25 protein-coding genes, 3 tRNA genes and 1 pseudogene are annotated in these 25594 nt (G+C 46.3%); 11 read left to right on the top strand and 18 right to left on the bottom strand.

The genetic code is table 11. From position 1 onward, the window contains the following. Positions 1 to 74 precede the first annotated feature (74 nt). From ftsH to B3A20_RS06290, 5 genes are all read right to left on the bottom strand, one after another. The gene (ftsH, locus tag B3A20_RS06310; RefSeq protein WP_290762887.1) at positions 75 to 2165 is read right to left on the bottom strand and encodes an ATP-dependent zinc metalloprotease FtsH; all 2091 of its coding nucleotides are present in this window, start codon (positions 2163 to 2165) and stop codon (positions 75 to 77) included. Further along, positions 2152 to 3438, bottom strand: a complete 1287-nt coding sequence (locus B3A20_RS06305; protein ID WP_290762885.1) for a tRNA lysidine(34) synthetase — start codon at positions 3436 to 3438, stop codon at positions 2152 to 2154. Before B3A20_RS06305 ends, ftsH begins: the two co-directional genes overlap by 14 nt. A gap of 10 nt (positions 3439 to 3448) precedes the next feature. Beyond that, a complete protein-coding gene (locus B3A20_RS06300) occupies positions 3449 to 4468 on the bottom strand; it encodes a hypothetical protein (RefSeq protein ID WP_290762883.1) in 1020 nt (339 codons plus the stop codon). A gap of 76 nt (positions 4469 to 4544) precedes the next feature. After that, positions 4545 to 5528, bottom strand: a complete 984-nt coding sequence (locus B3A20_RS06295; protein WP_290762881.1) for a hypothetical protein — start codon at positions 5526 to 5528, stop codon at positions 4545 to 4547. A 23-nt stretch (positions 5529 to 5551) separates the two neighbouring features. Beyond that, complete coding sequence (locus B3A20_RS06290) at positions 5552 to 6568, bottom strand: hypothetical protein (RefSeq protein ID WP_290762880.1); 1017 nt, start codon at positions 6566 to 6568, stop codon at positions 5552 to 5554. A 59-nt stretch (positions 6569 to 6627) separates the two neighbouring features. On the opposite strand from B3A20_RS06290, the gene B3A20_RS06285 reads away from it, so the two are divergent. The 4 genes from B3A20_RS06285 (at position 6628) to B3A20_RS06270 (ending at position 9927) form a co-directional block, all read left to right on the top strand. Further along, positions 6628 to 6867, top strand: coding sequence for a hypothetical protein (locus tag B3A20_RS06285; protein WP_290762878.1), 240 nt, complete (start codon positions 6628 to 6630; stop codon positions 6865 to 6867). 99 nt (positions 6868 to 6966) lie between these two features. Further along, positions 6967 to 8526, top strand: coding sequence for a hypothetical protein (locus tag B3A20_RS06280; protein ID WP_290762877.1), 1560 nt, complete (start codon positions 6967 to 6969; stop codon positions 8524 to 8526). Positions 8527 to 8554: 28 nt separating this feature from the next. Continuing rightward, complete coding sequence (locus B3A20_RS06275; protein ID WP_290762875.1) at positions 8555 to 9169, top strand: hypothetical protein; 615 nt, start codon at positions 8555 to 8557, stop codon at positions 9167 to 9169. Positions 9170 to 9177: 8 nt separating this feature from the next. Further along, the gene (locus B3A20_RS06270) at positions 9178 to 9927 is read left to right on the top strand and encodes a nuclease-related domain-containing protein (RefSeq protein ID WP_290762873.1); all 750 of its coding nucleotides are present in this window, start codon (positions 9178 to 9180) and stop codon (positions 9925 to 9927) included. A gap of 12 nt (positions 9928 to 9939) precedes the next feature. Here the strand turns inward: B3A20_RS06270 and B3A20_RS06265 are convergent, their stop codons facing one another. From B3A20_RS06265 to metK, 6 genes are all read right to left on the bottom strand, one after another. Continuing rightward, the gene (locus B3A20_RS06265; RefSeq protein ID WP_290762871.1) at positions 9940 to 10128 is read right to left on the bottom strand and encodes a hypothetical protein; all 189 of its coding nucleotides are present in this window, start codon (positions 10126 to 10128) and stop codon (positions 9940 to 9942) included. Positions 10129 to 10206: 78 nt separating this feature from the next. After that, positions 10207 to 11070: a nucleotidyl transferase AbiEii/AbiGii toxin family protein gene (locus B3A20_RS06260; RefSeq protein ID WP_290762870.1), complete on the bottom strand. Its 864-nt coding sequence runs from the start codon at positions 11068 to 11070 to the stop codon at positions 10207 to 10209. 2 nt (positions 11071 to 11072) lie between these two features. Beyond that, positions 11073 to 11573, bottom strand: coding sequence for a type IV toxin-antitoxin system AbiEi family antitoxin domain-containing protein (locus B3A20_RS06255; protein ID WP_290762868.1), 501 nt, complete (start codon positions 11571 to 11573; stop codon positions 11073 to 11075). Between the two features lie 152 nt (positions 11574 to 11725). After that, positions 11726 to 11878, bottom strand: a complete 153-nt coding sequence (locus B3A20_RS06250) for a hypothetical protein (RefSeq protein ID WP_290762867.1) — start codon at positions 11876 to 11878, stop codon at positions 11726 to 11728. Between the two features lie 105 nt (positions 11879 to 11983). Then, complete coding sequence (locus B3A20_RS06245) at positions 11984 to 12538, bottom strand: hypothetical protein (RefSeq protein WP_290762866.1); 555 nt, start codon at positions 12536 to 12538, stop codon at positions 11984 to 11986. Positions 12539 to 12667: 129 nt separating this feature from the next. Further along, complete coding sequence (metK, locus tag B3A20_RS06240; RefSeq protein WP_290762865.1) at positions 12668 to 13861, bottom strand: methionine adenosyltransferase; 1194 nt, start codon at positions 13859 to 13861, stop codon at positions 12668 to 12670. Between the two features lie 224 nt (positions 13862 to 14085). Between metK and B3A20_RS06235 the strand changes: the two genes are divergently transcribed. The 5 genes from B3A20_RS06235 (at position 14086) to B3A20_RS06215 (ending at position 18706) form a co-directional block, all read left to right on the top strand. Further along, the gene (locus tag B3A20_RS06235; protein ID WP_290762864.1) at positions 14086 to 14850 is read left to right on the top strand and encodes a Nif3-like dinuclear metal center hexameric protein; all 765 of its coding nucleotides are present in this window, start codon (positions 14086 to 14088) and stop codon (positions 14848 to 14850) included. A 162-nt stretch (positions 14851 to 15012) separates the two neighbouring features. Next, a complete protein-coding gene (locus tag B3A20_RS06230) occupies positions 15013 to 15933 on the top strand; it encodes a M23 family metallopeptidase (protein ID WP_290762863.1) in 921 nt (306 codons plus the stop codon). Positions 15934 to 15981: 48 nt separating this feature from the next. After that, positions 15982 to 17199, top strand: coding sequence for a lamin tail domain-containing protein (locus B3A20_RS06225; protein ID WP_290762862.1), 1218 nt, complete (start codon positions 15982 to 15984; stop codon positions 17197 to 17199). 52 nt (positions 17200 to 17251) lie between these two features. Beyond that, positions 17252 to 18025, top strand: a complete 774-nt coding sequence (locus tag B3A20_RS06220) for a hypothetical protein (protein WP_290762861.1) — start codon at positions 17252 to 17254, stop codon at positions 18023 to 18025. Positions 18026 to 18034: 9 nt separating this feature from the next. After that, positions 18035 to 18706, top strand: a complete 672-nt coding sequence (locus tag B3A20_RS06215; RefSeq protein WP_290762859.1) for a hypothetical protein — start codon at positions 18035 to 18037, stop codon at positions 18704 to 18706. A gap of 147 nt (positions 18707 to 18853) precedes the next feature. On the opposite strand, the gene B3A20_RS06210 is transcribed toward B3A20_RS06215, so the two are convergent. The 7 genes from B3A20_RS06210 to B3A20_RS06180 all read right to left on the bottom strand — a co-directional run bounded on the left by B3A20_RS06210 (position 18854) and on the right by B3A20_RS06180 (position 23210). Next, positions 18854 to 18929, bottom strand: a tRNA-Asp gene (locus tag B3A20_RS06210). A gap of 27 nt (positions 18930 to 18956) precedes the next feature. Beyond that, positions 18957 to 19031, bottom strand: a tRNA-Val gene (locus B3A20_RS06205). A gap of 6 nt (positions 19032 to 19037) precedes the next feature. Continuing rightward, positions 19038 to 19229 (bottom strand): hypothetical protein, encoded by a 192-nt coding sequence (locus tag B3A20_RS06200; protein ID WP_290762858.1) that lies wholly within the window; start codon positions 19227 to 19229, stop codon positions 19038 to 19040. Between the two features lie 166 nt (positions 19230 to 19395). Next, positions 19396 to 19471, bottom strand: a tRNA-Asp gene (locus B3A20_RS06195). Between the two features lie 142 nt (positions 19472 to 19613). Next, positions 19614 to 21890 carry an HD family phosphohydrolase gene (locus B3A20_RS06190; RefSeq protein ID WP_290762856.1) on the bottom strand — a complete coding sequence of 759 codons (2277 nt, stop codon included), beginning with the start codon at positions 21888 to 21890 and terminating at the stop codon, positions 19614 to 19616. Between the two features lie 11 nt (positions 21891 to 21901). Continuing rightward, positions 21902 to 22864 carry a PhoH family protein gene (locus B3A20_RS06185; protein ID WP_349680068.1) on the bottom strand — a complete coding sequence of 321 codons (963 nt, stop codon included), beginning with the start codon at positions 22862 to 22864 and terminating at the stop codon, positions 21902 to 21904. Next, on the bottom strand, positions 22854 to 23210 hold the full coding sequence (locus B3A20_RS06180; RefSeq protein ID WP_290762852.1) for a hypothetical protein: 357 nt from the start codon (positions 23208 to 23210) through the stop codon (positions 22854 to 22856). Before B3A20_RS06180 ends, B3A20_RS06185 begins: the two co-directional genes overlap by 11 nt. Before the next feature lie 82 nt (positions 23211 to 23292). On the opposite strand from B3A20_RS06180, the gene B3A20_RS06175 reads away from it, so the two are divergent. Both B3A20_RS06175 and B3A20_RS06170 read left to right on the top strand, forming a co-directional pair. Beyond that, positions 23293 to 24669 (top strand): M24 family metallopeptidase, encoded by a 1377-nt coding sequence (locus tag B3A20_RS06175; protein ID WP_290762850.1) that lies wholly within the window; start codon positions 23293 to 23295, stop codon positions 24667 to 24669. A gap of 50 nt (positions 24670 to 24719) precedes the next feature. Further along, positions 24720 to 25594: pseudogene (locus B3A20_RS06170) on the top strand (acyl-[ACP]--phospholipid O-acyltransferase); the annotation flags it as partial.

The following is a 25594-nucleotide window of genomic DNA, read 5'->3' as shown; positions in this document are numbered from 1 at the left end:
GGAATGATGTCGTTTCCAATTTTCCAAGAGATTGCACGATTAGATTCTAATAGAGAGCGGAGCATTGAGCGACCTTATTCGTTTTCTTTCACAGAATTTGTAGCGGTTTCGTTGCCTGTAGCGGGGGCTGGCTGCACGTCGGTAATCGGGGCTACCGGCGGTTGGTCACCCGGGTCAGGCGGCGGAGTGTTTTCTTCTTCGCGCTTTTTGGCGAGTTCTTCCATAGCCTTGTACTGGCGGCTCTTCTTTGTACCGGTGAGCTTTTCGCCTGCCATGACCTTATCGATTTCTTCGCGGTCGAGCACTTCGAATTCAAACAGCGCTTCGGCGAGGTCGATGAGCTTGTCCTTGTGTTCTTCAAGGAGTTCTCTTGCCTTGTTGTCCATGCGCTTGATCAAGTTGTTGATGGCGTTGTCAATCTTTTCGGCCATCATTTCGGACATTTCCTTCGGCTTACTGATTTCGCGTCCGAGGAACACTTCGCCATCGGCGCGACTGTAGCAGACCGGTCCGATTTCGTCGTCGAAGCCCCATTCCGTCACCATCTTACGGGCAAGTTCTGTAGCGCGCTGGATGTCGTTACTTGCACCCGTGCTCTGGTGGTTGAAGAAGATGAGTTCGGCGAGACGGCCGGACATCATGATCATGATGCGTTCTTCGGCGTATTCGCGGCTGTAGCTGACCTGGTCGCGTTCGGGCAAACTCATGGTCACACCGAGAGCGCGTCCGCGAGGGATAATCGTAATTTTGTGGAGCGGGTCGGAATGCTTGCACAAAAGCGTCATGAGTGCATGGCCCGCTTCGTGATAAGCGGTGTGGCGCTTTTCTTCGTCGGTCATGAGGAGCGTGCGGCGTTCAGCACCCATGCTGAGCTTGTCGCGAGCTTCTTCAAAGTCGAGCATCGTCACTTTCTTGTTGTTGAACCTTGCGGCGAGGAGCGCTGCTTCGTTCACCAAGTTTTCGAGGTCTGCACCGGCAAGTCCCGGAGTTCCCTTAGCGACAGCCTTCACATCGACATCATCGCCGAGAGGTACCTTGCGCTTCTTCAAGTGAACCTTCAAAATTTCTTCACGACCCCTGAGGTCGGGGAGGCCCACCACAATCTGGCGGTCAAAGCGGCCCGGACGGAGGAGAGCCTTGTCGAGCACATCCGGACGGTTCGTGGCGGCAATCAAAATCACGCCTTCGTTAGCGGTGAAGCCGTCCATTTCCACGAGCAACTGGTTCAAAGTCTGTTCGCGTTCATCGTGACCGCCACCGAGACCAGCACCACGCTGACGACCCACAGCATCGATTTCGTCGATGAACAAAATACACGGAGCGTTCTTCTTGCCGGTTTCAAACAAGTCACGCACGCGGGATGCACCCACGCCAACGAACATTTCCACGAAGTCCGAACCCGACATGCTAAAGAACGGCACTCCTGCTTCACCTGCGACAGCGCGGGCGAGGAGCGTCTTACCCGTACCCGGAGGGCCAACGAGCAAAGCACCCTTCGGGATGCGTCCACCGAGCTTGTCATACTTCTTCGGGTCCTTCAAAAATTCAACGAGTTCCTGCAAGTCCTGCTTGGCTTCGTCGCAACCGGCAACATCATTGAACGTCGTCTTCTTCTGCGAGTTCAGCTGGCGCACTTGGCTCTTGCCAAACGAGAACGGGCTCTTACCGCCACCGCCCATCTGACGGCTCATCATGATGTAGAAGAACGCAATCAGCAAAATGGCCGGGAGGAACGCCACAAGCGTATCAATCCACGTGGTTGATTCGTGAATGACCTTGACCTTCACGCCCTTGAACGCTTCCCAAGTCGAAATTTGCTCGTTCGAAATATCGAGCATGTGGCTCTTGAAATGCTTGTTCTTGGTGTCGGTACTGTTGCGAGTGAACCTCGCGAGCGCGCTTTGGTTCTTCTTTGCTTCGGCGATTTCTTCCGGGGACATCTCATAAGCGCCTTCGATAATCACGCCATCGGGAGTCTTCTGGAGGGTGAGTTCAGTAATGACCTTGGTCGAGTCGCCCATCATGGCTAAAAATTCGGTGCGGGTAATATCCTTACTGGAATCTTTCCCGGTCATGGGGAACATGACGAAAAGCATGAGGAGCATGATGAGAACAATGATAAAATTCTTGTTCTTAAACGGAGCTGGCTTCTTAGGTTGATTCATTATAATCCTTTTCTTTCTTCTCGCAAGATACAAATTTTGCGGCTGAAAGCGCGTCCTTGAACTCGCAAATCCAGACAGTATGCGCTATTTTGACGACGGAACGCCGGCGATAAACCGCCCGAACCGGGATTTTCACGTGGGCAGGCTCCTTAGGGCCGTAGAAAAAGCCAATCGGGAACCGCAAACCCTTTTCTGTGAGCCACAACCGGAACATTTCGGACAGATCTGCATCCGCGTATTCGCGTAGGATTTTATTGAGTTTTTTCTTGTCTAATGAGACGAAAGACGAGAGACGAGAGACGAGAGACGTGTCATCCTGAGGCAACGCCGAATGTGCTTTGTCATGCCCGCCTCTGTTCTGGAATCGCCACTTGTCATTCCCGCCACCGAGCGGGAATCCCCTTGTGTCATCCTGAGCGAAGTCGAAGGATCTAGAGCAATTAGCGATTACTTTTGCATACGCTTTGTCTGCTAGCCCCGCAATCTTGCAAAGCTGTTGGATTGCCCCCGGACATTCGCGTTCCAGATTCGGCAAAAACTCGTGCCTAATTTTGTTGCGTGCGAATTTTACATCCGCATTGCTTTCGTCTTCGCACCAGCTTAAATCATTCTCGCGAGCATAGGCGAGGAGTTCTATGCGAGTGACGTTCAAGAACGGACGGAAAATATAGACGAGAGACGAAAGACGAGAGACGAGAGACGTGTCATCCTGAATTATTCTTACTTCTTGAATTCCGCGCAGCCCGGCAAGCGTTGTTCCTCGCTTAAGACGCATATACATCGTCTCTGCCTGATCCCCCGCATGATGCGCCGTCACGATAGCGATTGGGCTATGGGGTATGGGGGCGCAGCCTTCGTCATCCTGGAGGGGCAAAGCCCCGATAGGATCCAAAGCATAATGGACTCTATCGCCTGTCGGCTCCAGAGTGACAATGCTTTTCACAATTTCTGTTAGCGCTTTATACCTTGCATATCGTGCATTCTCTTCAAGCGATCCTTCTGCACCTTTCAGCGCTTCACCATCCAACTTCTTCAAGAAAAAAGGAACGTCGTGCGACTTTGCAAATTCTTCCACAAATTTTGCGTCTCTGTCTGCGGTTCCTTCGCGCAGCCCGTGATGCACATGCGCAATACCCAGCCATTCAATGCCAAGCGCGGCACTGTTCTCGATAAAATAATGCGCCAAGCAAATAGAATCCAAACCGCCCGAAACTGCAAGCAACAGGCGCTTGAAACCATGATGGCGAATATGTTCAATTAAGTCGAAAGACAATTTAATAAATCTAGTTTAATTGCAAACTCTTAAGACAATTTTGATACTCGTCTTTGTTTGAAAAATTGAAGGATTCGGGTGTTTCACCATCAATGGTTCCGTTCTCGCAGACTTCGTTGTCTATATAGTCTGAGTGATTGTATATAGATGTACACTGATTGCCGTTTATTGAAACAGTTGTTTTTGCTTCAGTTCTTTTTTTATACAAAACTATATCGTAAGAAACTTGTATAAGGTTATTATTCATGAATATTGTTACATCTTTATTTGTTGTAGTTACCCAAAAATTTTCCGAGAAATGGACTGTATCGGGAACATCTTCAAATATCCCTGTTAACGAGTTGTAATGCATGTATTTACTGTTATGTTTAAATACGTTTCTGTAATAATGTCTGCATTGTGAAAAAAGTGTGTCTTGAGGGTACAATATGTCTAATGGTTCGCAAATATGAACATAGCCATATACTGGTGTATTGTTAAAATCATAGTAATACTTATTTAAAAAGTAAGTTGGTGTTATAACGAGTTCCATTCTGTAGTCGTTTTCTTTGAAGATTCCGTCAATATAACGTCCTTTGTAAATCCATGTTCCGAAGAATGATTTTGATGAACCCGTATAAACTATAGCTTCTCCATCCCCGTGGGTTGGATCCTCGCATAGGTTGCTATGTCCAGTGCATTCATAAAGAGTATCGTTTGATAAATGGAAACCAAAGGTTCCCCAATATTTATAAGGTCCTTCGCATAGTTCTGGTGCTGTGTCTAGATCGACAAAAAGCGAATTTCCTATGTCAACCCATGAAAAAGCGTTTGTTTCGGGATTAAATTGACATGATCTTGGCGCTCCAGACCCTCCATACCGAAGATGAGCTGTATCTAAAAAATCAAAATAACGATATGATTCTGTATAAGATGCTTGATCATCTAAATCTTGTTGTTTGCCCGTATTTTCAAAAACCGATGAAGGATTTTCATCGCTGCAAGCGATAATTACCAAAGTGGCAAAAAGGAATGATAATAGCTTTTTCATAAACGAATTCCTTCTAGTGTTGGGTTGTATTGACCTCAAATCTAAAAAATTTAGATTAACGCTTTGTGGTTCTGCGTCATTGTTTGGGTGGTCGCATTTCTTTCTTTGTTGAATCTTGCGTCGAATCAGTTTTCATTTCTACGAATATTTGTGGCAGACGGTCGTTACATTTTTTGTCTGCGTTAACAGAGTCGCTGAATGGAATTAAGGCAAGTCCGAGGTTGACGATTTCCTTGGCGTTAGGGACTTCGTCATCGAAATTTGTCGCGTTCCCGAGTTCCAGTGAACGAATCGTTTTCTTTTTGAAGTCGAGAATATCGATACCGAATGTATATCCATCCAATACAAAGCTAAATGTGTATTCCTTGCGATATTTCTCTGCCAATTTTCTGAGTTGAAGCAATGTCTCTTTTTTCTCTTGAGGTAAAGGCTCCCATTGGCAGATGTTTCGTGGTGTTGCTTGTACGGATTGAGAGTCTCGGCTTACCGAATCTTCCAAAATAAATGTTACACCGGCGCACATTCTATATTGTTTGCAATAAACGATTGAATCTTCGTTGGAACCCGCCATGTGCTTCCCGCGCATGGTGACTGTGTAATGGTTATTGCCCCATGCATCGGCATGATTTAGCTTCACCTCGTAATCAAAGTTTCTGTTGCTGAGGCTGTCTGGCAAGGTTTTGTCTTTGATATAGCCGAAAGGCTCCCTCAATTCGTAATACTCAAAAGTAGTGAGTAATAAAAGGGAACAGGGGAGGAGTAGAATCGCAACGAGACAAAGGATAACTTTCTTATTGCTAAAATAGAATCCGACTGCAATTGACGCTCCGTACAAAATTGCGAGTGCGCTGCAGATTATGAAAATGTATATAAATGTAAAGGAACAGACAAAAAGCAAATAGCATAATACGATTGACGGAATTACCGCTAAAATAATTTTAAGTTTCTTTTTATCATTTCTGAATATTGCTGTAAAAATCAACGCCAAAAGGCTCGGCAAAAAAATGCAGAGCCCATAAATGTTTATATCTGAAATGACTAATTTGAAAATTTCGTACATGCTTTTATAAAAGAATTATAGTCTTAATTCTTGACATACTGGTTCAGCAATTGTTTTGTTTCTTCTGTCGGGAGTCCCTTTGTGCATTCGTAGAATTCGTTATTGTTGTCGATTTTGAAACCTTCTACAGGACCTTCTTCATAGTAGAATTGCTCTTCGCTTTTGTCGCGGTCGCTCAGCAGAAATTCTGCACTTTCTTCTTTGCACAATTTCTCGTTGATGAATCCCAATCTTTGTGTGTTTGTGCAAGTCTTTCCATTGCTAGACATTGTTGTAATGTAGTTCATTCCTGATGCATCAAATTTAGGAGCAGAGACAACTTCAAAGAGTTGGTTGCCGATAGAGAATGATTGCTTTAATAATTCTTTGGGTTCCTTTGTTATCGTTTTTTCAACAAACAGTTGCTTGATGATAGCGTCGCCAATATCATAACCAAAATTGCGATCCAAAATGGCTCCGATGTTGATATCATTTTGTTCTAAATTGTCCGTATCAACGGTCGTTGTGATATAAACGGAGTCTTTGGTAATCTTCATGGTTCTTGCGATTCCGCTCATACCACCAATGAATTTTGAACACTTGATATCAGTTTCTCCGAGTTGTCTTTTGCAACCGGTAACTTTCCACGTTCCCAAAATATCATTGTGGTCATTGCTCAGCGACAAAGTTTCATAGTTATAGTATAAGTCAAGGAACTGTTGTTCTTCAGGATTGTCCGAAACTTGTTTTTCTGCAGGCCCCATCCAAAGCGAATCGCCAACAATCTTATAAGAACCCGGATCCAAAGATTCAGGATATTCTTCCCAAGCGAACGTTTTTGTATCGGGGTGGTAATTGCAAACGTATGTTCCTTGGTAAACACGTCCCGTTGTTTCATCGTACTTAATCGGGATGACATAAGTGTATCCTTCACCGAAATCAACATTTGTTTGAGCTGATGGATTTGTATTTTGTGTATTGTTGAGACCCGATGTCGGATTGTCATCGCTACAAGCAACGAGCATGAACATGCCAAATAAAACTGCGTAAGCCTTTTTCATATTAGAACCCTTCTTTATTTAAACGAAATATATTAAATTTGTCTACTAAGGAGGCTGTCATGGCAAAAAAGAAAGATAAAGTGTTCAGCAATGTTGCTGAAACCGCCAAAGAAAGCGATGCGATGCGCATGCGACGCATAGACGGCTCCCAAAACGGAGCCACACTACGGACAAGAGTTGTCCGAGACAAGACAAAGTACAACAGAAATTTGAAACACAAGAAGTCCTTCGCCGATGCGGGGGACTTCCCTTTTTATGGGGGTGTTGAAAAGCTTCCTTGCTTGTCAAGCCCGATTTAATCGGGCATCGCCTTTTCATGTAGTTATATATTGTCAATTTGTTTAATATTTATGACAGCCTATAAAAAATCTGTATATATTTGAGATAAAGAGGTTTTTATGCGTTTAGGTTTGTTTGGTATTATTAGTGCGGTGCCGCTTCTTTGTGCGTGCACCCAGTCTTCTCCTGCGTCTTCTGATGATGATTCGATATCGTTAAATGGTCCCCATGTAGGCAAAATCAGCTCAAGTAGTAAAAAAGATGCCAAAACCTCATCAAGTCGTTCGTCAGAAACTTCGGATGAAGAATGTTTCGGTGAGGCCGGCGAACCTTGGGATGGAACGACTGCGAAGGATTTTGCGTGTGGAGCAGGAACTAAGCTCAGCCCGTACATCATTTTGACTGCGGAACAGCTTGCTCGACTGTCTTTTTTGGTGAATTCTAGCGATAAGGCTTATAGCGGCAAGTATTTTAAACTTGGTGCGGATATCTTGCTTAATAAGGGCGCTGTTATTGATGAAAAGGGAGCTCTTGTTGCGGATTCAACAAAACTTCACAAGTGGACCCCGATAGGCAATTCAAGCGTATCCTTTGACGGAAACTTCTATGGCGACGGTCATACTGTAAGTGGGATGTTCATCAATACGACGAGTACGCACAATGGGTTGTTTGGAAATAGTCAAGGAACGGTGCAAAATTTGACCGTGGAAAATTCCTGGGTAAAGGGTGGAGGTTACTCAGGTGGTATTGTCGGTATGAATGGAGGCTCAATTAGTGGTGTGGTGAATTATTCTTCTGTAATAGGTAGCCAGGATTGTGTTGGAGGTGTTGCAGGTCGTTCGAATGGACCCTATCCTAAAAAGGCTTCCATTTTGAATTCTAAGAATCTTGGAATTGTAAAAGGCGTGAATTTTACCGCGGGAATTGCTGGTCAAGCATATCAAGCCACTCTTGAAAATGTTGAAAATTATGGTTTAGTTGAAGGGAAAAATAATGTAGGAGGAATAGCGGGAAGGGGTGCTTATACATACGTGAGCAGTTATTTTATGGATTGTAAAAATGCGCTTAATTATGCCGATGTTTATGGAGAAGAAAATGTAGGGGGCATTTTGGGAGCTGCTGGTTATGTGAGCCCAACAATTTCATCAGGCAACATTTTGGCAACATTGATAAATGCGAAGAATGAAGGGAAAATAAATGGGAAAACCAGTGTTGGTGGAATTGTTGGGTTTGCAAATAGAACGTCTTTGGAAAACATTGGTAATGTGTCTGCTATTGAGGGCGATAAGTATGTATCTGGAATAGTGGGTCACTTAATTGGGTCTACCTCTAAAAATCTTTATAATACAGGACTTATTTCAGGCTCTATTTATGTTGGTGGAATCGTTGGTTACAACCAAGAAGGCGTTACAAATTCCGCATATTCCACTGGTAAGGTTGATGGCGATTCTTTGGTTGGTTTGATGATTGGCTACAACTACAATACCACAATGGCTGATTACTACTATCTAGAACGTGGCAAGCAGGAACCCTTTGGCCTTAATAATGGTGGTGGCGTCGCTACGCCTAAAACCGAAGATGAAATGAAATCCAAAGACTTCGCCAAACTTCTTGGTGATGAATTTGTCTATGACTCCGGTCTAAATGATGGCTATCCCGTACTCAGTTGGGAAAAATAGGATATATTTGGCTATAGAGGTATTTGCTATGACTTTAGATGAAATGAAACAATCTATGCTTCCGAGTAATCCGAAAGAAGCGTATGAAAAATACCAAAAAGAGTTCGGAAATAAATCTGTTAAGTCTGAATCTAAGACAACAATGCTTGGCTGTATGTTGAATCGTATTGCAGGAATTCCTTATCTATTGATTCTTTTGGCTTTGGTGTTGCCTCTTTTTACGATTACATGCTCTGATGTTCCTATAGCCGAATTTAATGCCTATGAAATTACAATTGGTGGAGATCTAAGAACTTCATCTCTTGGGTCTTTAGATCAAATTGCTAAAGAATTTAATTCTTCGTATAAGAAAAATTCAACGCATTATGAAGCTTCTCCGTGGGTTGCTGGAATCTTTATTTGTGTTATTGCTGCTGCCGTTTTTAGTTTTAAGAATGAAACTGTTAAGGCTATAGTTGCTGCTGGTATATCGGTAGTGTATATCTGGATTACTTTTTTAGATGGATATTTTACGTGTAGAAATCTATCTACAGATGCTATGGGGCTAATTTCAGTGTCACCTGGTTCTGGAATTTATCTTTCAATGGTGTTAATTGCCGTTGCTTTAATAATGAACATTATAGCATTGACTCATAAAGAATAGGTCTTGTAATGGGCAAAAAATTTCGTACGCATGTTCAAGGCGAATCGCTTCAAAAGAAAATAGATGCTGATTTTGAAACATATTATTGCCTTTTGGCGATGTTTTTGGCATTCTTCTTATTGACTCTGTATATATGGCTATTTTACCTAGGTGTTTGGGATATAACGCTAGGTCTCGCAATAACTTTTTCTGTATTCACGCTGCTCTTTTTTATTTATGCAGTTCGCAAGACTCTAAAGCTTATTAAGCATATGCGTAATTGCTACAAGGGAATGGAAGGCGAGCGTTTAGTTGGTGAGATGCTAAATAAGCTGAGTTCTGATTCTGTTCGGGTGTTCCACGATGTTTGTGGTGATTGCTTCAATGTTGATCATCTGATTATTAGCACTCGTGGAATTTTTACCATTGAAACGAAACATTACGATAGAAAAAAGGGGTATAAGTTTTTATATCAGGATGGAAAATTGTTGTTTAATGGGCGTGTTTGCAAAACCCTTTTGAATCAGATGGATGGTGAAGCGAACTTTATTTCTGAGAAACTGGAGTCGCTATGCGGACGGAATTATCCTGTTCAAAAAGTTGCGATTATTATTGGGGCGTATATTGAAAATCCTGCAAAAGATTTTTCAAAGTATTGGATTCTAAATGAATCAGGATTCCCCAAATTTTTTAAGAATGCTAAGGAAACTCTTTCCATTGACGATGTTCGCTCTATTGCCAATCAAGTGACAGAGTGGCTTAAGGTTTCTGTAGATTAGTAGAAATGTAGCCTACCATGATTTCATTTCGCGAAAGGCTTCTTTGACCGTACATGCTTTTAGAGTGGAAGAATCTTTTTTGAAATTCTCGTAAATTTTATTACCTTCTTCCATTGCTCTAATTGTTGCTATGGATAGATTGCTAGAACGGTTGCGACGTCGTTTCTTGTTAGTGTTTGATTGAGGAATAAAGTTTTTCATAAAGAATTACATTCAGCAAAATACTTTAAAATTTTACTGAATGCAAGTCTTGCTCATTTTCCTCCTATTTTGAAACTTTTACCCCTTCCATTCGTCTGTTAAGGCGCAGAAAAAATCTGTACTCCATAGGGCAAGCTTTGATGAGTCGGCGATAAATGGTTGAACATCTCGCTTAGCTTCGTTGAAATCGACTGCGTGGAATCGTTCTTTTAATAGTGTTTTCAATTTAGCAGTTGTTAAGATTTCTGTAGAATTCCAATGTCCGGTCTGTTCCATGCGCTTTTGCAAGTGTGGTAGATTGACACTGGTATTCTGAGAAACGTACCAAACGAAATCATAGAAATCGCGTCCTTTGACCCGGTTTTTCCAACCGCGACAAAGCAAAGCATGGAGTTTTCCTGCAAAAAGAGATGCTTTATCGTAAAGTTTGACCGCAAAAGGGGATGGCAAAAGTCGATACTTGTTTTCAAATGTCGCCAGTTCAGGTGGATTTGTGTCCACCTCAAATTTGATTTTCAAAATTTCATTGCTTGGTATGGGCAATGGTGAATGCTTGGTTGGCATAATTTTCAGTAGGTGCTTTAGCGTATTTCCCTTTAAGAATGCAGATTGTACTTGCGAATCGAGTGATTTAATCTTGCTTTCGACGGTCATTTCCAAGCCGACTGCTTGGAGTTCTTGCTCAAGGATATCAAAATAATGTGGCAGTTCAAATTTTTCATCAACTTGGATTAACGAAAAATCCATATCTTCCGAGAAACGGTCTAGTCCATAGAAAATTCGGAGGGCTGTTCCTCCATAAAATGCGGCTTTTTCGAAAAAGCCGCCTCGCGAGAGTCCGCATAGAGCGACTTCCTGTGCAATTTCTTTGAGTGCGTTGCGGTAGTCAGATATGTTTTTGCAGTTGTATTTTGTGAGCATTGATTCTATTACACTTGCCATGTTTACCTCATTTTAGAAAGAATGTAAAGATTCTTCTTTTTGTATAAAAGTGCAATTTTGTGGATAAAGTTAAAATCTAAGTTGTTGAAGTCCTCGTTTTCAATTCGCAAATTCTCAAATAAAAATGATTCCATAGCGCGCTTGCTAGTGATAGGACTTTCCTTGTAGAGTCTGTCGCAAAGCGCCTTTTCGCAAGTTGCCATAGCGTAGGGGCGGTCTTCTATATTCTCGATATTGACTCCGTGAGGGAATACATCGGTCGGAATGTCGGAGTATGAAAACTCGCCGAAGGGTGTTTGGTATAGCTTGTTTTTGTTCTTTTGGAATGATGCTGACGTGTATAAGTTTACTCGTTCGGGAATGAGTCCGTGTCTGGATAGGGCGTATTCGAACGACAGGTATGATGGTCCGTAAATGGCTCCGGCAAGAACTTCGCCAGGTGTGTTGCGATCGGTTTCGTAAAGACCTCGTATAATCTTGAAAAATTCTCCATGTTGAGTCATTTGCCGCAATTTCATTTGCGGTTGCTTGTACTCTTGACTCAGCGTTGAAAGAATTTCTGAGGCTGTCCTTATCACAATTTCCTCCAATAACTATAAAAATAATATAGTTACTGGAGAAAATCAATATATTTTTGATTGTATTTATGATAATTCTACCCTCCGCAGAACCATAGGCAACAGACAATCCCGACGATAATCAGGAAGGGGAGGATTTGTAGCAACAGCGTTATGGCGCAGGCTTCGCCCACACCTCCAAGCCCTAAAATGGCAAGGACTGCAAAAATGATAAGGAATGTCGTCAGCATAAAAACCTCATAACTATAATTTAATAGTTGAAAGTGTCATATACTGACAATTTGCGATTTTTCGCATTTTGCGTAACGCATTTTGCGAAATTTGCAGCATTTCACCTAAAACGCCACGTCCATTTTTAATCCGGCTGCGGCCGCGAGGGGATCAACTGTCGGTGTCACGATGACTTTTGCGCCGTCCTTGAGCTCGGCGCGTCTGCGCTTGTAAATCTCGTAGGCGCGTTCGTACGAGGCACGTTTGCTATTTTCGCCGGTGCCGCAGATAATTTCGCGAAGGCTGAATACTAGACCGATTGCCCCTGCGACTGTGAGGCTTACGCCCGCAATTTGTAAAGTCTGCCTGTGAACTTCAGTCCATGTATTCTTGTCGATGTTCTTATTGTCGCTAAAAGCGATAATCGTGGTGAAAACGCCGAATCCTAAAGTGATTCCGCTGATGATGCTTGTCGTGGTTGCGCGGCTGACCATATCCTTTTCGGATTGAATCAGGTTCTGGTAATAGCCGTCAAAGTCTACCTGCGTGAATTCTGCATGCTGGATGGCCTGCACGGAATCCTTGTAAAAAAGCGTTTGTCCGTTATCTTCGGTGGCTTTTGCCTGTCCGAATCCGAGTGCTACAGCGATAAGCAAGAGTACAAATATTCGTTTGATCATATTTCCTCCTCGAATAAAATAAAAAAACAGACCGCTTGAATGCGGTCTGCCTTGTAGATAAAGAACGGGAGATTCCCGCTCGTCCCCGTCAAGCGAGGACAGGTAGGCGGGAATGACAACATCCTTTTTTTAGACGGCTTCTGCGGCCTTCTTCAAAGCTTCGGCCTTGTCGGTCTTTTCCCACGTGAAGCGGGCGCCGGTACGGCCAAAGTGGCCGAGAGCGGCGGTTGCGACGTAACCCGGCTTGCGGAGGTCGAGCATCTTTTCGATGCCGGCCGGAGAGAGGTCGAAGTTTTGTGCGACAATTGCTTCGATCTTGCGGTCGTCGATCTTGCCAGTGCCGAACGTGTTCACGAGCACGGAAACCGGCTTGGAGTAGCCGATAGCGTAAGCGAGCTGCACTTCGCAACGGTAGGCGAGGCCTGCTGCGACAATGTTCTTAGCGACATAGCGTGCTGCGTATGCTGCGCTGCGGTCGACCTTGGACGGGTCCTTGCCGCTGAATGCGCCACCACCATGACGGCCCATGCCGCCGTAGGTGTCGACGATGATCTTACGGCCAGTGAGGCCGCAGTCGCCGTGCGGGCCACCGACAACGAACTTGCCGGTCGGGTTCACGAGGTAACGGGTCTTCTTGTCCAAGAGCTTGGCCGGGATGACCTTCTTGATAAGCTTTTCGATGATTTCCTTTTCGATCTGGGAATGCTTGAGTTCCTTGCCGTTCACCTTTTCGTCGTGCTGGGTGGAGATGACGACGGTGTCAACGCGGACCGGCTTGTCATTTTCGTCGTATTCGACGGTGACCTGGGACTTGGCATCCGGGCGGAGCCACTTGATCTTGCCTTTCTCGCGGAGGTTCTGGATTTCTTCCATGAGCTTGTGGGCGAGGCTGATCGGGAGCGGCATGAGTTCCTTGGTTTCCTTGACGGCGTAACCGAACATCATACCCTGGTCGCCAGCACCCTGCTTGTCGTCTTCCTTGCCTTCGGCAGCCTTGGCGTCAACGCCCTGGGCGATATCCGGAGACTGCTTGTCCATAGCGACGAGCACGGCGCAGCCCTTATAGTCGAACTGGAGGTCCGGGTTCACGTAGCCGATGTTCTTGATGGTGTTGCGGGCAACTTCCTGGAAATCAACAACAGCCTTGGTCGTAATTTCACCAGAGATAACAACGAGACCGGTGTTCACAAGTGTTTCGCAAGCAACGCGGCTGTTCGGGTCCTGGGCGAGGCAGGCGTCGAGGATGGAGTCGGAGATCTGGTCGGCGACCTTGTCCGGGTGACCTTTAGAAACGGATTCAGAGGTAAAAAGATAATGTGCCATTTGGGGCTCCTATAATAATTCTTTCTATGCGTAAATTTAGTTAAATGCATAGATTATGGCAACGATATTTTAATCCAATATGACTTTTTATGACCAAAATCGCACTAATTAGTTGTAAATAAAATTTTTGTATTTATATTTTCTATAGCTAACGATAAATAGTTGGATGGTGGAGAATTGATTCTGGCATGGAGCCGGGATGTTTAGTTTAATAAGGAGAGTTTATGGATCTGTCTTTTATGACTGCATGGTTTGACGACCTGCTCGACCCGAAATCCTTTAATGATTACTGTGTAAATGGCCTTTGTGTCGAGGCTAAAGACAAGGTAACCAAAATCGTGACGGGCGTGAGCCTGCGCGACCAGTTGATCGATGCAGCCATTGCCGAGCATGCTGACTGTATTATCGTTCACCATCCGAATGGTTTCTGGAAAGGGGAGTCTCAGCTCCCGGTTGGCAAGTTTGCAGAACGTCTCCGCAAGCTTATGAACAATGGTATTTCTGTGTTCGGTTTCCATCTGCCGTTGGACGCTCATCGTGAAATCGGTAACAACGCCGTTATTGCAAAGCTTCTCGGTCTAAATCCTGTGCATGAGTTTGTCCATGTCGGGATGCGCGCTATCGGCATAATTGCCGAATGGAATACTCCTGCAACGAGGGAAGAACTAATTGATGGCCTGAGTGGCGCTTTTGTGCATGGCGTGCAGAACAAGTTCTTTTATGGGACCGAAGAAATCAAGCGTGTCGCTATTTGCAGTGGTGCTTGTAGTGCATCGGATATTCGCGAGGCGATGGAGTTTAACTGCGATGCCTATGTCACAGGGAGCATCAAGGAAGATATCCCGATATTCTGCCAGGAAAACGGGGTGAACCTTGTTTCGTGCGGACACCACCGTTCTGAAATTTTTGGCGTGAGCGCTCTTGCAGAAAAAATCCAGACAGAACTCAGCATTCCGTCACAGTTCATTGATTTTGACAACCCGATTTAGCACAAAACAACATACAACTTTTGTAGTTTTTAGACGGAAAATACAGCTGATAATGTATTAAGTGACAAAATTTTTCTGGAAAATTCCTATATATGTCATGTAATAAAAAAATAGGGATAAAACCTTTGAAATTTTCATGCCATTTATTTACATTATCCTCTGATGAATTTTGTTAAGGCATCCATACGCTTCCAGAAATCGTCGCGGGCGTTGACCGTGAAGGTGCCTTCTTTTGTTCTTCGCGGTTCGCTTTTTGCTCGAATCGTGATTATTGTCGGTTTTGTCCTTTTTCTTGTGCAAGTGCTTTCGACGTCCGTTTATGACGGTGTCTTGAAGCATGCCTTTTCGAGCCGACAGAAGCTGAATAAGGAACTTTCGCAAATCCAGAGCACAGTGGATTATATTTCCAACACGTCCGGTGATTTCTTCAAGGCCGAAAAGATGCTCCACGCAAAGCTTGGACTCCCGTTGCCGGATGAAGCTTCTCGTAAGCTCTCGACAGGGGGGCATATCGAGCCGAATGTTCAGCTTTTGCGCAAGAGTTCCCCGGTTTTTGAACGTACCGCCAAGATGCACGAAGATGTTTGGCGTATCTTTGGACAAATCCAGAACAACGAAGAATCTTTCAACTCTTTGACTAAGTACATTGATCAGAGTCGTTCTGTTTTACGCTACATTCCGTCAATTTCACCGACGACTGGTCGTTATGCTTCCGCTTTTGGGCCGCGTATCCATCCGGTGACGGGTGAAGTCGGCAAGATGCACCAGGGCATCGATATTGCGAATGACCGCTGGACTCCGATTTACGCTCCGGCGGATGGCGTGGTTGAAATTTCCCAGCTGAGTTCCTCTTTTGGGAATTTTGTAGTCCTGAATCATGGCAATGGTCTCAAGACCCGCTATGGGCACATGCAGATGTCCGCCGTGACTCCAGGGCAGTTTGTACATCGTTATCAGATTCTTGGCTATATGGGCAACACGGGTAGATCTGTTGGTCCGCACCTCCACTATGAGGTCTGGAAGAACGGTGTCCCGGTGAACCCTCTTCCTTATATTCTCCCTAACGACTATGAAGTCGACTAATTCTCGCTAGCGTTTTTACGCTTGGAGGGGCGCGCCCGGGAGGGTGTCGTGAAAAAATGTGGTATCGTGCCGGTCGCTGTTTGCGGCATGGCTTTTTGTGCATCGGCATTTTCGTGTCCGATGTTTGTTGAATTTTTCCCGGATCCGAAAACGGTTTCTGACCAAGAGGGGGAGTTCGTCGAAATTCGCCTAGATGATTTTCGGTCAGATTCGCTTTATGTACGGTTTGAATCCAAGGAAATTCTTGCGTTTGCTTGGCCGAAGGCGGAACGTTTTGTGTTAGTGCATGACGTGTCTCAATGTCCGTCTCACAAAGACGTCATGTGCGGCTTGCTGGGGAAGATCTCGCTCCCGAATTCGCGGGAGTCCATTTGGAAGGTCTGGGCGGGTTCGTGCATGGATTCCGTGACAGTCCCGCAGCCGAAACCAGGCAAGGCGGTACAGCGCATTGGCTTGACGGACGAATGGGCGTTTGTCACGGAAACGCTTGGGTACGGGAATCCGGAATACGAGCTTGGTATCGAAGAAGACCCGTTTCTGGAATCGATTGCCAAATTGGCGAAGTCACTCCAGATAACCGAGATTCACCATTGCCCAGAAGAGCCGATGCCGGAATGGGTGGAACTCTACAATGCAAGCCAAAGCCCGCTCCCGCTAGATGCGTTTCGCTTTTGTGACCGAGGTGGTGCATTGGGGAATGTGGGCGATTCAATTCGACCGTATCAGACGATACTTGTGAGCAAGGATACGTCCGCATTACGCTTGGCGCTTGGAATTCCGGATATCCGTTTGATTCAGGTTGCTTTAGGTTATCTAAACAATAGCGAGGGCTCGCTTAGCCTTTGTTTCCATAATGGTGTTGCGGATAGCGTTTCTTGGAGCAAGGCGACAGTCCCATGCCCTTCGGGATTCAATCCGCGAACAAGGAAGCGCGAGTTTACTCCGGGATATCAGCCTCAAAGCGGGCAAGGCATAGACGCTGGCGCCGTTAGGGAAGTTCAGAGTGGTCCTGTTGTGTATAAACTATCATCACGAGTCGTTTCAAAGAAGGGCGCACCGCTTCGAGTCCGTGTGGAATCTGAGTTCAATGTGAATTTGTCTCTTCTGGATTCTGCTGGGCGCCGCATGTGGAACGTTCTTGTCCCCGCAAATGCAAATGAGTGGGTTAAAGTCCCGGTTCAAGAAAATCTTGGTATCGGAGTAGGTTATGTCACTTTGTCTGTGGGGGATTTCGAAGATGTTGTCGGTATTCTTGTCCGCCCGTAGGCTTGCTCGGAATTGCTTTGAATGTATGCTAAATAGCGCTTGGGAAAAAAGCGTGTTAAAGAAATGCGCGAGACAGTTGCTTTTGATGATTGCTTGGTTCTGTTTCGCGATTCCATGCAATGCTACCGAAGGCCATGCTTCTTTTGCTTCGCTTTTGGCAGGCGGGCTTTCTCCTGTCGGGCTTGGTGGTTTTAGTTCTTCGCCTGCTCGGTATGCGTTCCCCTCGTACGGCATTTCGTATTACTGGATGGATAATGTCGATGAATCTTCGTGGAACATGTCGCTTGAATTTGGAAGTGAAGCATACCGCGTGGGAACTTTTGTGGCTTACGAGTCGATGGATTCCCTTTACCGTAATTTGTATTCAGAAGTGGCTTTTGCGAAGACCTGGACGCATTTTGCAGTTGGAACAAGTTATGGGCTTGATATGGAGTGGATTCCTGGCGGCGGATTTTGGGCGCGGCACCGGTTCAAGTGGGCGGGGCTCTACCATTGGCGCAACATCTACCTTGCGGGAATGCTGGAGGGATTTATGGACGAAAGCGTTGCTCCTGTTGTTGGCATTCACTGGAAATCGGACGAGTCGATCTCGGCTTTTGCGGAAAGTGACTTGGATTACTTGTATGTGGGTGCTTCTTTTCGGTGGAAATTTGTGGAAGTTAGCTCTTCATATCGATTCCCGGACTTTGCCGTCGCAGTGCAGTTCTCAATCCGCGGAGCACATTGTGGAGCCTCGTATGCGCATGGCTTTAAGCATAATTCAATAGGGTGGAATGGTGTTCATGTCACGCGATGGCTGGGAGATGAATCACCAAAAAAAATCTAAATTTAGGCTATGAAACGCATAGTCCTCTTACTGATTGCTTTGTCTGTATTTTCCGTGGCAAAACCGGCTAAAACGCAGTTGAAAACGAATGCGGAAGCAACGCAGGAAGTGGAGAATGACGAATCATTGAAGGATTCGACATTTACGCTATATATTCACCCGTTAAATTTTATGGTGCCGTATTCGCACTTTTGGGGCGGCATCAACGTCCCGAACGGCATTACGGACTATCCGCAGTTTTATTTGACGTTTGAATGGAAGATGATGGAGAAGATTTCTCTCATATCGATGCCGCATTATGTGCGCGTTGACCGTACTGAAGACGACAATGATGGCTACAAGATTTACGATATCGGTCTGCAAGAGAGTTTTCGCCTGTATGGCGTTGGTGGCAAGCGCTGGCGCTATTTTCAGGCAGGAATGATAGTGGATCATCTAAAAATCGATACGGAAAAGCATGGGGACTTTAACGGCTGGCTGTGGGGCTTTATGCTCAATGGCGGAGTCAAGAAGATTCTGAATGATGGGGAAGGATTCTTTGGGCGTTTTGCCGTGTTCCTTGATGCCGGATTTGGCTATGTCTGGACGAGTAAATTTGAAGCGGACCGCAAGAACTCCTTCTTCAAGATGGACAAGGGCCTTGTCATCGATATAAACGCAGCGTTTGGCTTCCAGATTTAAACGATTAGATGAATAATGTGTAAGCTGACCCCGTCCCCATTCGCGGATCATGCCCACATAAGCGCTAAAGCGCAAGTGGTCAAAGAGCACAGAGGCCGGGGTGACTGTAAAAACGAAAAGCACTTCTCAAAGAGAAGTGCTTTTTCGCGGGATAGACGAGGCTTGAACTCGCAACCTCCGGCGTGACAGGCCGGTGCTCTAACCAAAATTGAGCTACCACCCCAAAATCGTTTCCGATTTTTTTCGGTAGTGGACGATAACGGATTCGAACCGCTGACATTCTGCTTGTAAGGCAGACGCTCTGAACCAGCTGAGCTAATCGTCCGAATAATTACTTGTCTTTTCCCTTGCCGCTGTAGAGGATTCCGAGAGGAATAATCACAACGTAAGCAATCGTCAAGATAATTGGTGCAACAGAAAGGCTAATCGGATTATCTGCAGGACCTGTGGCGAGACAAATAAATCCAATTACAAGTAGTAAAATGCCAATACCGATAAGAATAAGATTCTTTTTGTTTAACATTTTCTACAACCTCGAGTTACGAGCCAAATATACAAATATTAAAAGTCTTGTCAACCGAAATTGGTCTTTTTTGTGAAAAAAGTGAAAATTTTTTAATAGGGGAGTATCAATTAAGCGATGATTTGAGTATAAACGAAAAGACCTCTCTTTCGAGAGGTCTTTATCGCGGGATAGACGAGGCTTGAACTCGCAACCTCCGGCGTGACAGGCCGGTGCTCTAACCAAAATTGAGCTACCACCCCAGTGGTTTGTTAGGTCTTTTAACCGAACGAACCAAATATAAAAACATTTAATTCGTGTGTCAAGGGATATGGGCAGTTTTCTTTATTTTTTTCCCTTTAAAAAAGAGATGCCCGCTCAGGGGCGGGCATGACATTCTCTCGTCTAACGTTGTCCCGGATACTTCACGCGCGTATGGTACGTACCATCGAGACTGTGGAGGAACGCTTCTTCGAGTTTGGAAAGTTCCTTTACGGACAAATTGCTTTCATTGAACTGGCCGTCCATAAACTTGTCAAGAATAGTCTTGTGGATCATGGCGATGAGGGCTTCCGATGATGTGTCTGCCATGGAGCGGCTTGTCGCTTCAATCACGTCGGCAAGCATGAGAATTGCGGTTTCCATGCTTTGCGGGCGCGGTCCCTTGTAGCGGAAATCTTCTTCCTTGACTTCCTTGCCGGTTTCCTTCGCGAGTTCTGTCGCCTTGTGGTGGAAGTACTGGATGAGCGTTGTGCCGTGATGTTCCTGGATGCCCGTGGCGACGAGTTCTGGAATCTTGTATTCCTTGGCAAGCAACATGCCCTGCGAAACGTGACCGGTCAAAATCTTGACGGACTGATACGGGTCGAGATTGTTGTGCGGGTTTACGCCTTGCTTCTGGTTTTCGGTAAAGTATTCTGGACGCATTGTCTTGCCGAGGTCATGGTAAAGTGCCATCACGCGGACCAAGAGCGAATTTGCTCCAATGCTTTCGGCAACGCTTTCGGCGAGGTTTGAAACCTGGATGCTGTGGTGGAACGTTCCCGGTGCAAGTTCCGAAATGCGCTTGAGGGCTGGGCGGTTGAAGTCCGACATTTCCATGAGCGTAAGCACGGTCGTGATGCTAAAGACTTTTTCGACAACGTGGATCAAGAGCACGGATGCGACTGCGGTAAAGATGATGATGTTTGCACTAGCTGCGATGAGCGTCTGGTAGAACGTGACAAAGTTGAATCTGTTGCGGAGGAGAAGCATGATGCTTATCGAGGCTGCGGCTGCGACAACACCTGCAATTATGCTCCACGCAAATTGCACACGGTAGCGCATACGGAATAGCGGAGCTATCACGGCGATGTTCACGACAAGGCTTGTAAGTGTTGCGGCAAGGTCATAGCCGTTCAGAATGCCGTAGAATCCGGCGGAGAATGTTGCGAATGCAAGCCCCATGCGCGCGTCATAGAGCACGACGGCGATGACGGGGGTAAACGTAATCGGGTAAAGCCACATGAAGTCTATTGCATCTGGGAGGATGCTTTCGGGCTTGTTGAGTGTTCCGGAGAGATTGTGGATAATCCAGAAGGCGAGGAGCTGCAAAAGCGTGAGGAACATGAGGCTCCACAGTTGGCGCGGTGTCTTGAACATGGTACGCGTCGGCGTGTAGAGAACGAACATGATGAGGAGCGTGATGATGATGATAAAGACGAGCACGTTGCCGTAAGGCGCGGTGAGCATCTTCGAGTTTTCTTCGTTCTGCTGCGCAAGCTGGAGTGCATCAATCTTTTCGAGAATATCCTTGGTGATTGGTGCGCCTTGGGCTACGATTTCCATGCCGCGCGGGACCATACCCTTGATGAGAGTCACCTTGTTGCTAGCATCGAGCTTGCGGGCTTCTGTTTCTTTTTCGAGATAGAATACGTTTGGGCTTGTGAAAACGTAAAGCGCTTCGTAGAAGGCACTCTGTAAGCCTTGTTCCGACGAAAATGAACTTTGCAACTGTCCAAAAGCTTCGTCAATGCGGCGTTGCATTGGCTGAATTTCACTGATTTCCAGAGTGCTTTCTTCGTTCTCCTTGATAAGCGAAATGTTTGGCTTGTTGTAGATGAGATTCTTGACTTGCTTGATGTTGTAGCTGTTGCAGAACAGGTTGACTTCGGTTTCGGTCTTTGCAAGTAGTGTGTTGGATACGCCCTTCTGCATCATCTGGTAGAATACGGACATCAGGGAGTCGCGGGCGACAGAGTTTGTACTGAGCGGCTTGATGGCGGTAATGGAAAGACGCTGTTTAAGCTGGTCGTAGATGCTTGAGGCTTCCTTGATTTTTTCTTGCATTAGTGCGCTGCCGTCATCCTTGCTTGAACTGATGACAGCCTGCATCTTGCCGTACTGTTCGAGTTTTTTGAGGTACTGTTCCAGCTCGCGAAGTTCACGCGTCGTTTCGTCGGCATTGAATTCGAAAATGGCGTTGATTTTGTCGGCGGCACGGGCCTTTTCGGCCTGGATTTCCTGTTCAGTTTTTGGAACCTCGAACTTGAACGGTGCGACAATCGTCCTAGTACTGAGCTGGCCTAAGTGCGGACGCTCGGCGCGGAGGGCGATGTTTTTGTCCGGGAATAAGAGAATGGCGATGAGGATTAAGATAACCCAGCCAATAAATAAATGAATCTTTTTCTCTTTCTTGTTCATTTAAAGCTCTTCTATTTTTTTTGCTCGTTCTGTTCGTAAGCTAGCAAAATGTCCTTGACTAGATGATGACGAAGAACGTCAGTAGCGCTAAATTCGACTTCGGCAATTCCTCGGATTCCCTTGAGAATGTTCATCGCATGTTCAAGACCGGATACTTGCCCTTTGGCGAGGTCAATCTGGCTTGTGTCGCCGGTGATGATAGCCTTGCTATGAGGGCCAAGTCGCGTGAGGAACATCTTCATCTGGGCGATGGTCGTGTTCTGCGCTTCGTCCAAGATGATGAAGGCGCGCTTTAGTGTGCGTCCACGCATATAGGCGAGTGGGGCGACTTCGATGGCGCCCGTTTCTTCGTAGCGTTTGAGCTTTTCGGCGGGCAAGAGCTCGGAAAGGCTGTCGTGGATCGGACGGAGGTAAGGCGCTATTTTTTCCTTGAGGTCTCCGGGCAAAAATCCGAGCGATTCGCCGGCTTCGACGGCGGGACGCACAAGGCAGATGCGTTCGGCTTCGCCGCGTTCAAGGCTTGCGACGGCAAGCGTCACGGCGAGGAATGTCTTGCCTGTGCCTGCGGGCCCTTTCGCAAAAATGATGTCATTTTTCTCGACCGCCTTGACCAGTTCCGCCTGAGCCGGAGTCTTTGCCGAGACGCTAATCCCGAACCTGTTCCTAAAGACGGGGCTGTCGGGGATGAGCTCGGTGTAGGTCGCTTCGGACGCTTCCTTGGGGCCGAGCATGCGTTCGAGCTGGGATGCGTCTAAAATCTCGCCGTTGCGTGCGGCGATTTTTAGCTGGTCGAGGACCGCAAGTAAGCCTGACATATCGGCACCTTCACGCGCCACAAGGTCTAGCCCTGGGAGTCGGGTGCGTATTTCAACGCAAAAACGGCTCTCCAGTAATCGGAAAACCGTTTCACGTTCGCCTGAAATAACTCGTTTCAGGTTGTCAGACAGTGAGTAATGCCTTATACTACTCTTCATCTGTAGAAGGTTGCTGGATCGGGAGGCCGAGCTTGGTCCTTGCTTCGAAGATTTCCTTGCGGAGCTTGTGATTGTCTTCGTTTGCAGCGACTGCTTCGTCCTGGCTCTTCTTCAAAGTCTTTTCGTTGATGACTTCCTTGGGCGGTTCCTTCTTGGCCGGAGCAGCCGGCTTAGCGGATTCTGCCTGGTTTTCATTGTAACCCGTGTAAGAAGAGGAGTTATCAGAGGATTCGTTGCTTCCCGTATAGCCGGTATCGCTGCTGCCTGAGTTAGAGGAACCTGCGCAAGCCGTGAAAAGTGCTACAGAAAGGGATGCGAGAACTAATTTCCATTTTTTAAGAGACATTATTAAGCTCCATTCTAGTCTTTGATGGCTAAAATATATATAGTTGTGAGAAAAAAAATGTTAAAAAAGGTAAAAATTGACTATGCAGGCACGTAAAAATGATGTTCAGACCTATTCTCAGGTCTTTTTATCGTCTAAAAATTACGATTCCAAGAAAATTTATGCGAAAAGACGCAAGTCTTTGATGGAAAAGCTAGACTCTTTTTGCGTTTTTGCCGGGATGCCCGTTGAACCGGGGGGCGAGGAAGCCTTTGTTCAAACTTGGACTCGCTTTGTGCAGGATCCGGCGTTCCTGTATTTGACAGGCGTGAACCAGGCGGGCTGCTATTTGGTGCTGGACCCGCGTGCCATGTGTTCGACACTCTTTGTGCCGCGCAAGGACCCGTTCAAGGAATTCTGGAATGGCAAGCGCCTTGGCTTTGTGGATGGCGAAAATGTCGTTGCTCGCTTGACGGGCGTAGAAGATGTGCGGCCGGTTGATGAACTTTGGGATTTTGTCGAGTCGCTCGCAAAAAAATATGTGAACGGCAAAAATGCTGTGGACCATGCTTACGGTTTCTATTACGAAAAGTTCAAGGGCGACCACAACGAAAAACTCAAAAATGATTTGAAGAAGGCTCTCCGCCGCTTTAAGTTGAGAGTAAAGAGCTGTGCCGACATGCACTTCGAAGACCGCCTGGTGCTGGAACCGGAACGCATTGGTGATGCCCGCGTGGCGCAACAGATTACGGACGAGGCGTTCCGTGCGCTTTTGCCCGAGATGAAGAACATGAAGACTGAGCGCGATGTGGCGCTGTTCCTCAATTACGAAATGCAGCGCCGTGGCGATGGCGACCTCGCGTTCCCGACGATTATTGCGGGTGGCAAGAACGCTTGCTGTCTGCATTACGTGAAGAACGACGAGCAATTGCGCGATGGCGAACTTGTGCTCTTTGACTTTGGTGTGCGGTTCGGGACGCTCCACAGCGATATCTCGCGCACCATCCCTGTAAATGGCAGGTTTGACCCGCTTCAAAAAATGTTGTACGAAATCGTGCTCGAATCTGCAAAGGTGTACCAGCGCGTGGTGCGTCCGGGCGTTGCCCTCAAGGAAATCGGCATGATTTGCTGGGAATTCATCATGATGGAACTTGACCGTCGCCTTGTAAAGGGGGCGAAGGGGAGTTTTAAGCTCTTGTACGACAAGAGGCCGCATGGGGTGAGCCACTTTATCGGGGAACATATCCACGAAGGCGACCCGGGTTCACGTTCCTTGGATGTGGTGTTAAAACCGGGAATGTTAATTTCTTGTGAGCCTGGACTTTACGGAGATTTTACGGCAACAATTGACGGCAAGCGCTACTGTGAAAGTATCGGAATTCGCATCGAAGATGATTTAATTATTACAAAAAACGGTTTTGAAAATATTTCGGAGCATATTCCGCGCACAGTCGGGGAGATTGAGGCGCTTATGAAGTGATTTTTCTATCTTTGGGCAAAAGGACAATTTGCAAAAAAAGGGTTTTGTAAATGTGGAAAGTTAAAGGTTCTATAAGATTCTTCTTATCTATCCTTGCAACAACTTTTGTTCAGGCGGGTGTGTTTATTTACGCCCAGAAAATTCTGTCGGGATCGTTCTTTGCAAAGGATGGTATCATCTGGCAGAACTTCATGCTTCAAATCTTCTTCCTCGCGCCATACGTGTTGATGGTGTTCTTTGCGGGGTTCTTCACCAATAAGTTCTCAAAGAACAAGGTGATGGCTTGGTCGTCACTTGTAATGACGCTATTTGTGATAGCGCAGTCCGTGCTCGTGACGGTCGATTACCCGCGAGTCGCATTCTGGCTCTCGATTGGGCTGAGCTGCGGTTTTGCCATCCACAGTGCGGCGAAGTACGCCATTGTGAAGGAAATGTTTGGCGTGCGCAATTTGAGCTACGCTAACGCATTCCTCCAGATATTCAGTATTAGCGGTATTATCGCGGCATCCTGGCTTACGATTGTCGGCGTGAACCTGATCAACTTGGACCAGCTCGTTTCTTACGAAGCTGTGCGTCGCATTACGGAAAAGTCCGTCGTGATTCCGTGGATTTTGACAGCGGTGAGCGTGCTTGGTACGGTTGCGAACTTCATGATTCCGCGCGTGAAGTTCGAAGACTTGAACGTGAGCGTTGACAAGGTCAAACGCCACTTGAGTCTCGGTTTCCGCGTGCCGACGCTCCGTGCGTCTATCATCGCCCTTTCGATGTTCTGGGCTTTGGCTCAGGTATTCGTGCTGATTTACCAGGACGTGTCCGGTTCTTCGACCGTGAACATGATGCAGGACTACATGTCGTTTGCGATTGTGGGCCTCATGGTTGGTACGATTGTGGCTGCTCACTTCTCCAAGGACTTTATTGAATCCGG

This window comes from Fibrobacter sp. UBA4297, assembly GCF_002394865.1.
Lineage (GTDB): Bacteria > Fibrobacterota > Fibrobacteria > Fibrobacterales > Fibrobacteraceae > Fibrobacter.
Note: the sequence above shows the minus strand (reverse complement) of the source record. Positions and strands in the feature narration are given on the sequence as shown.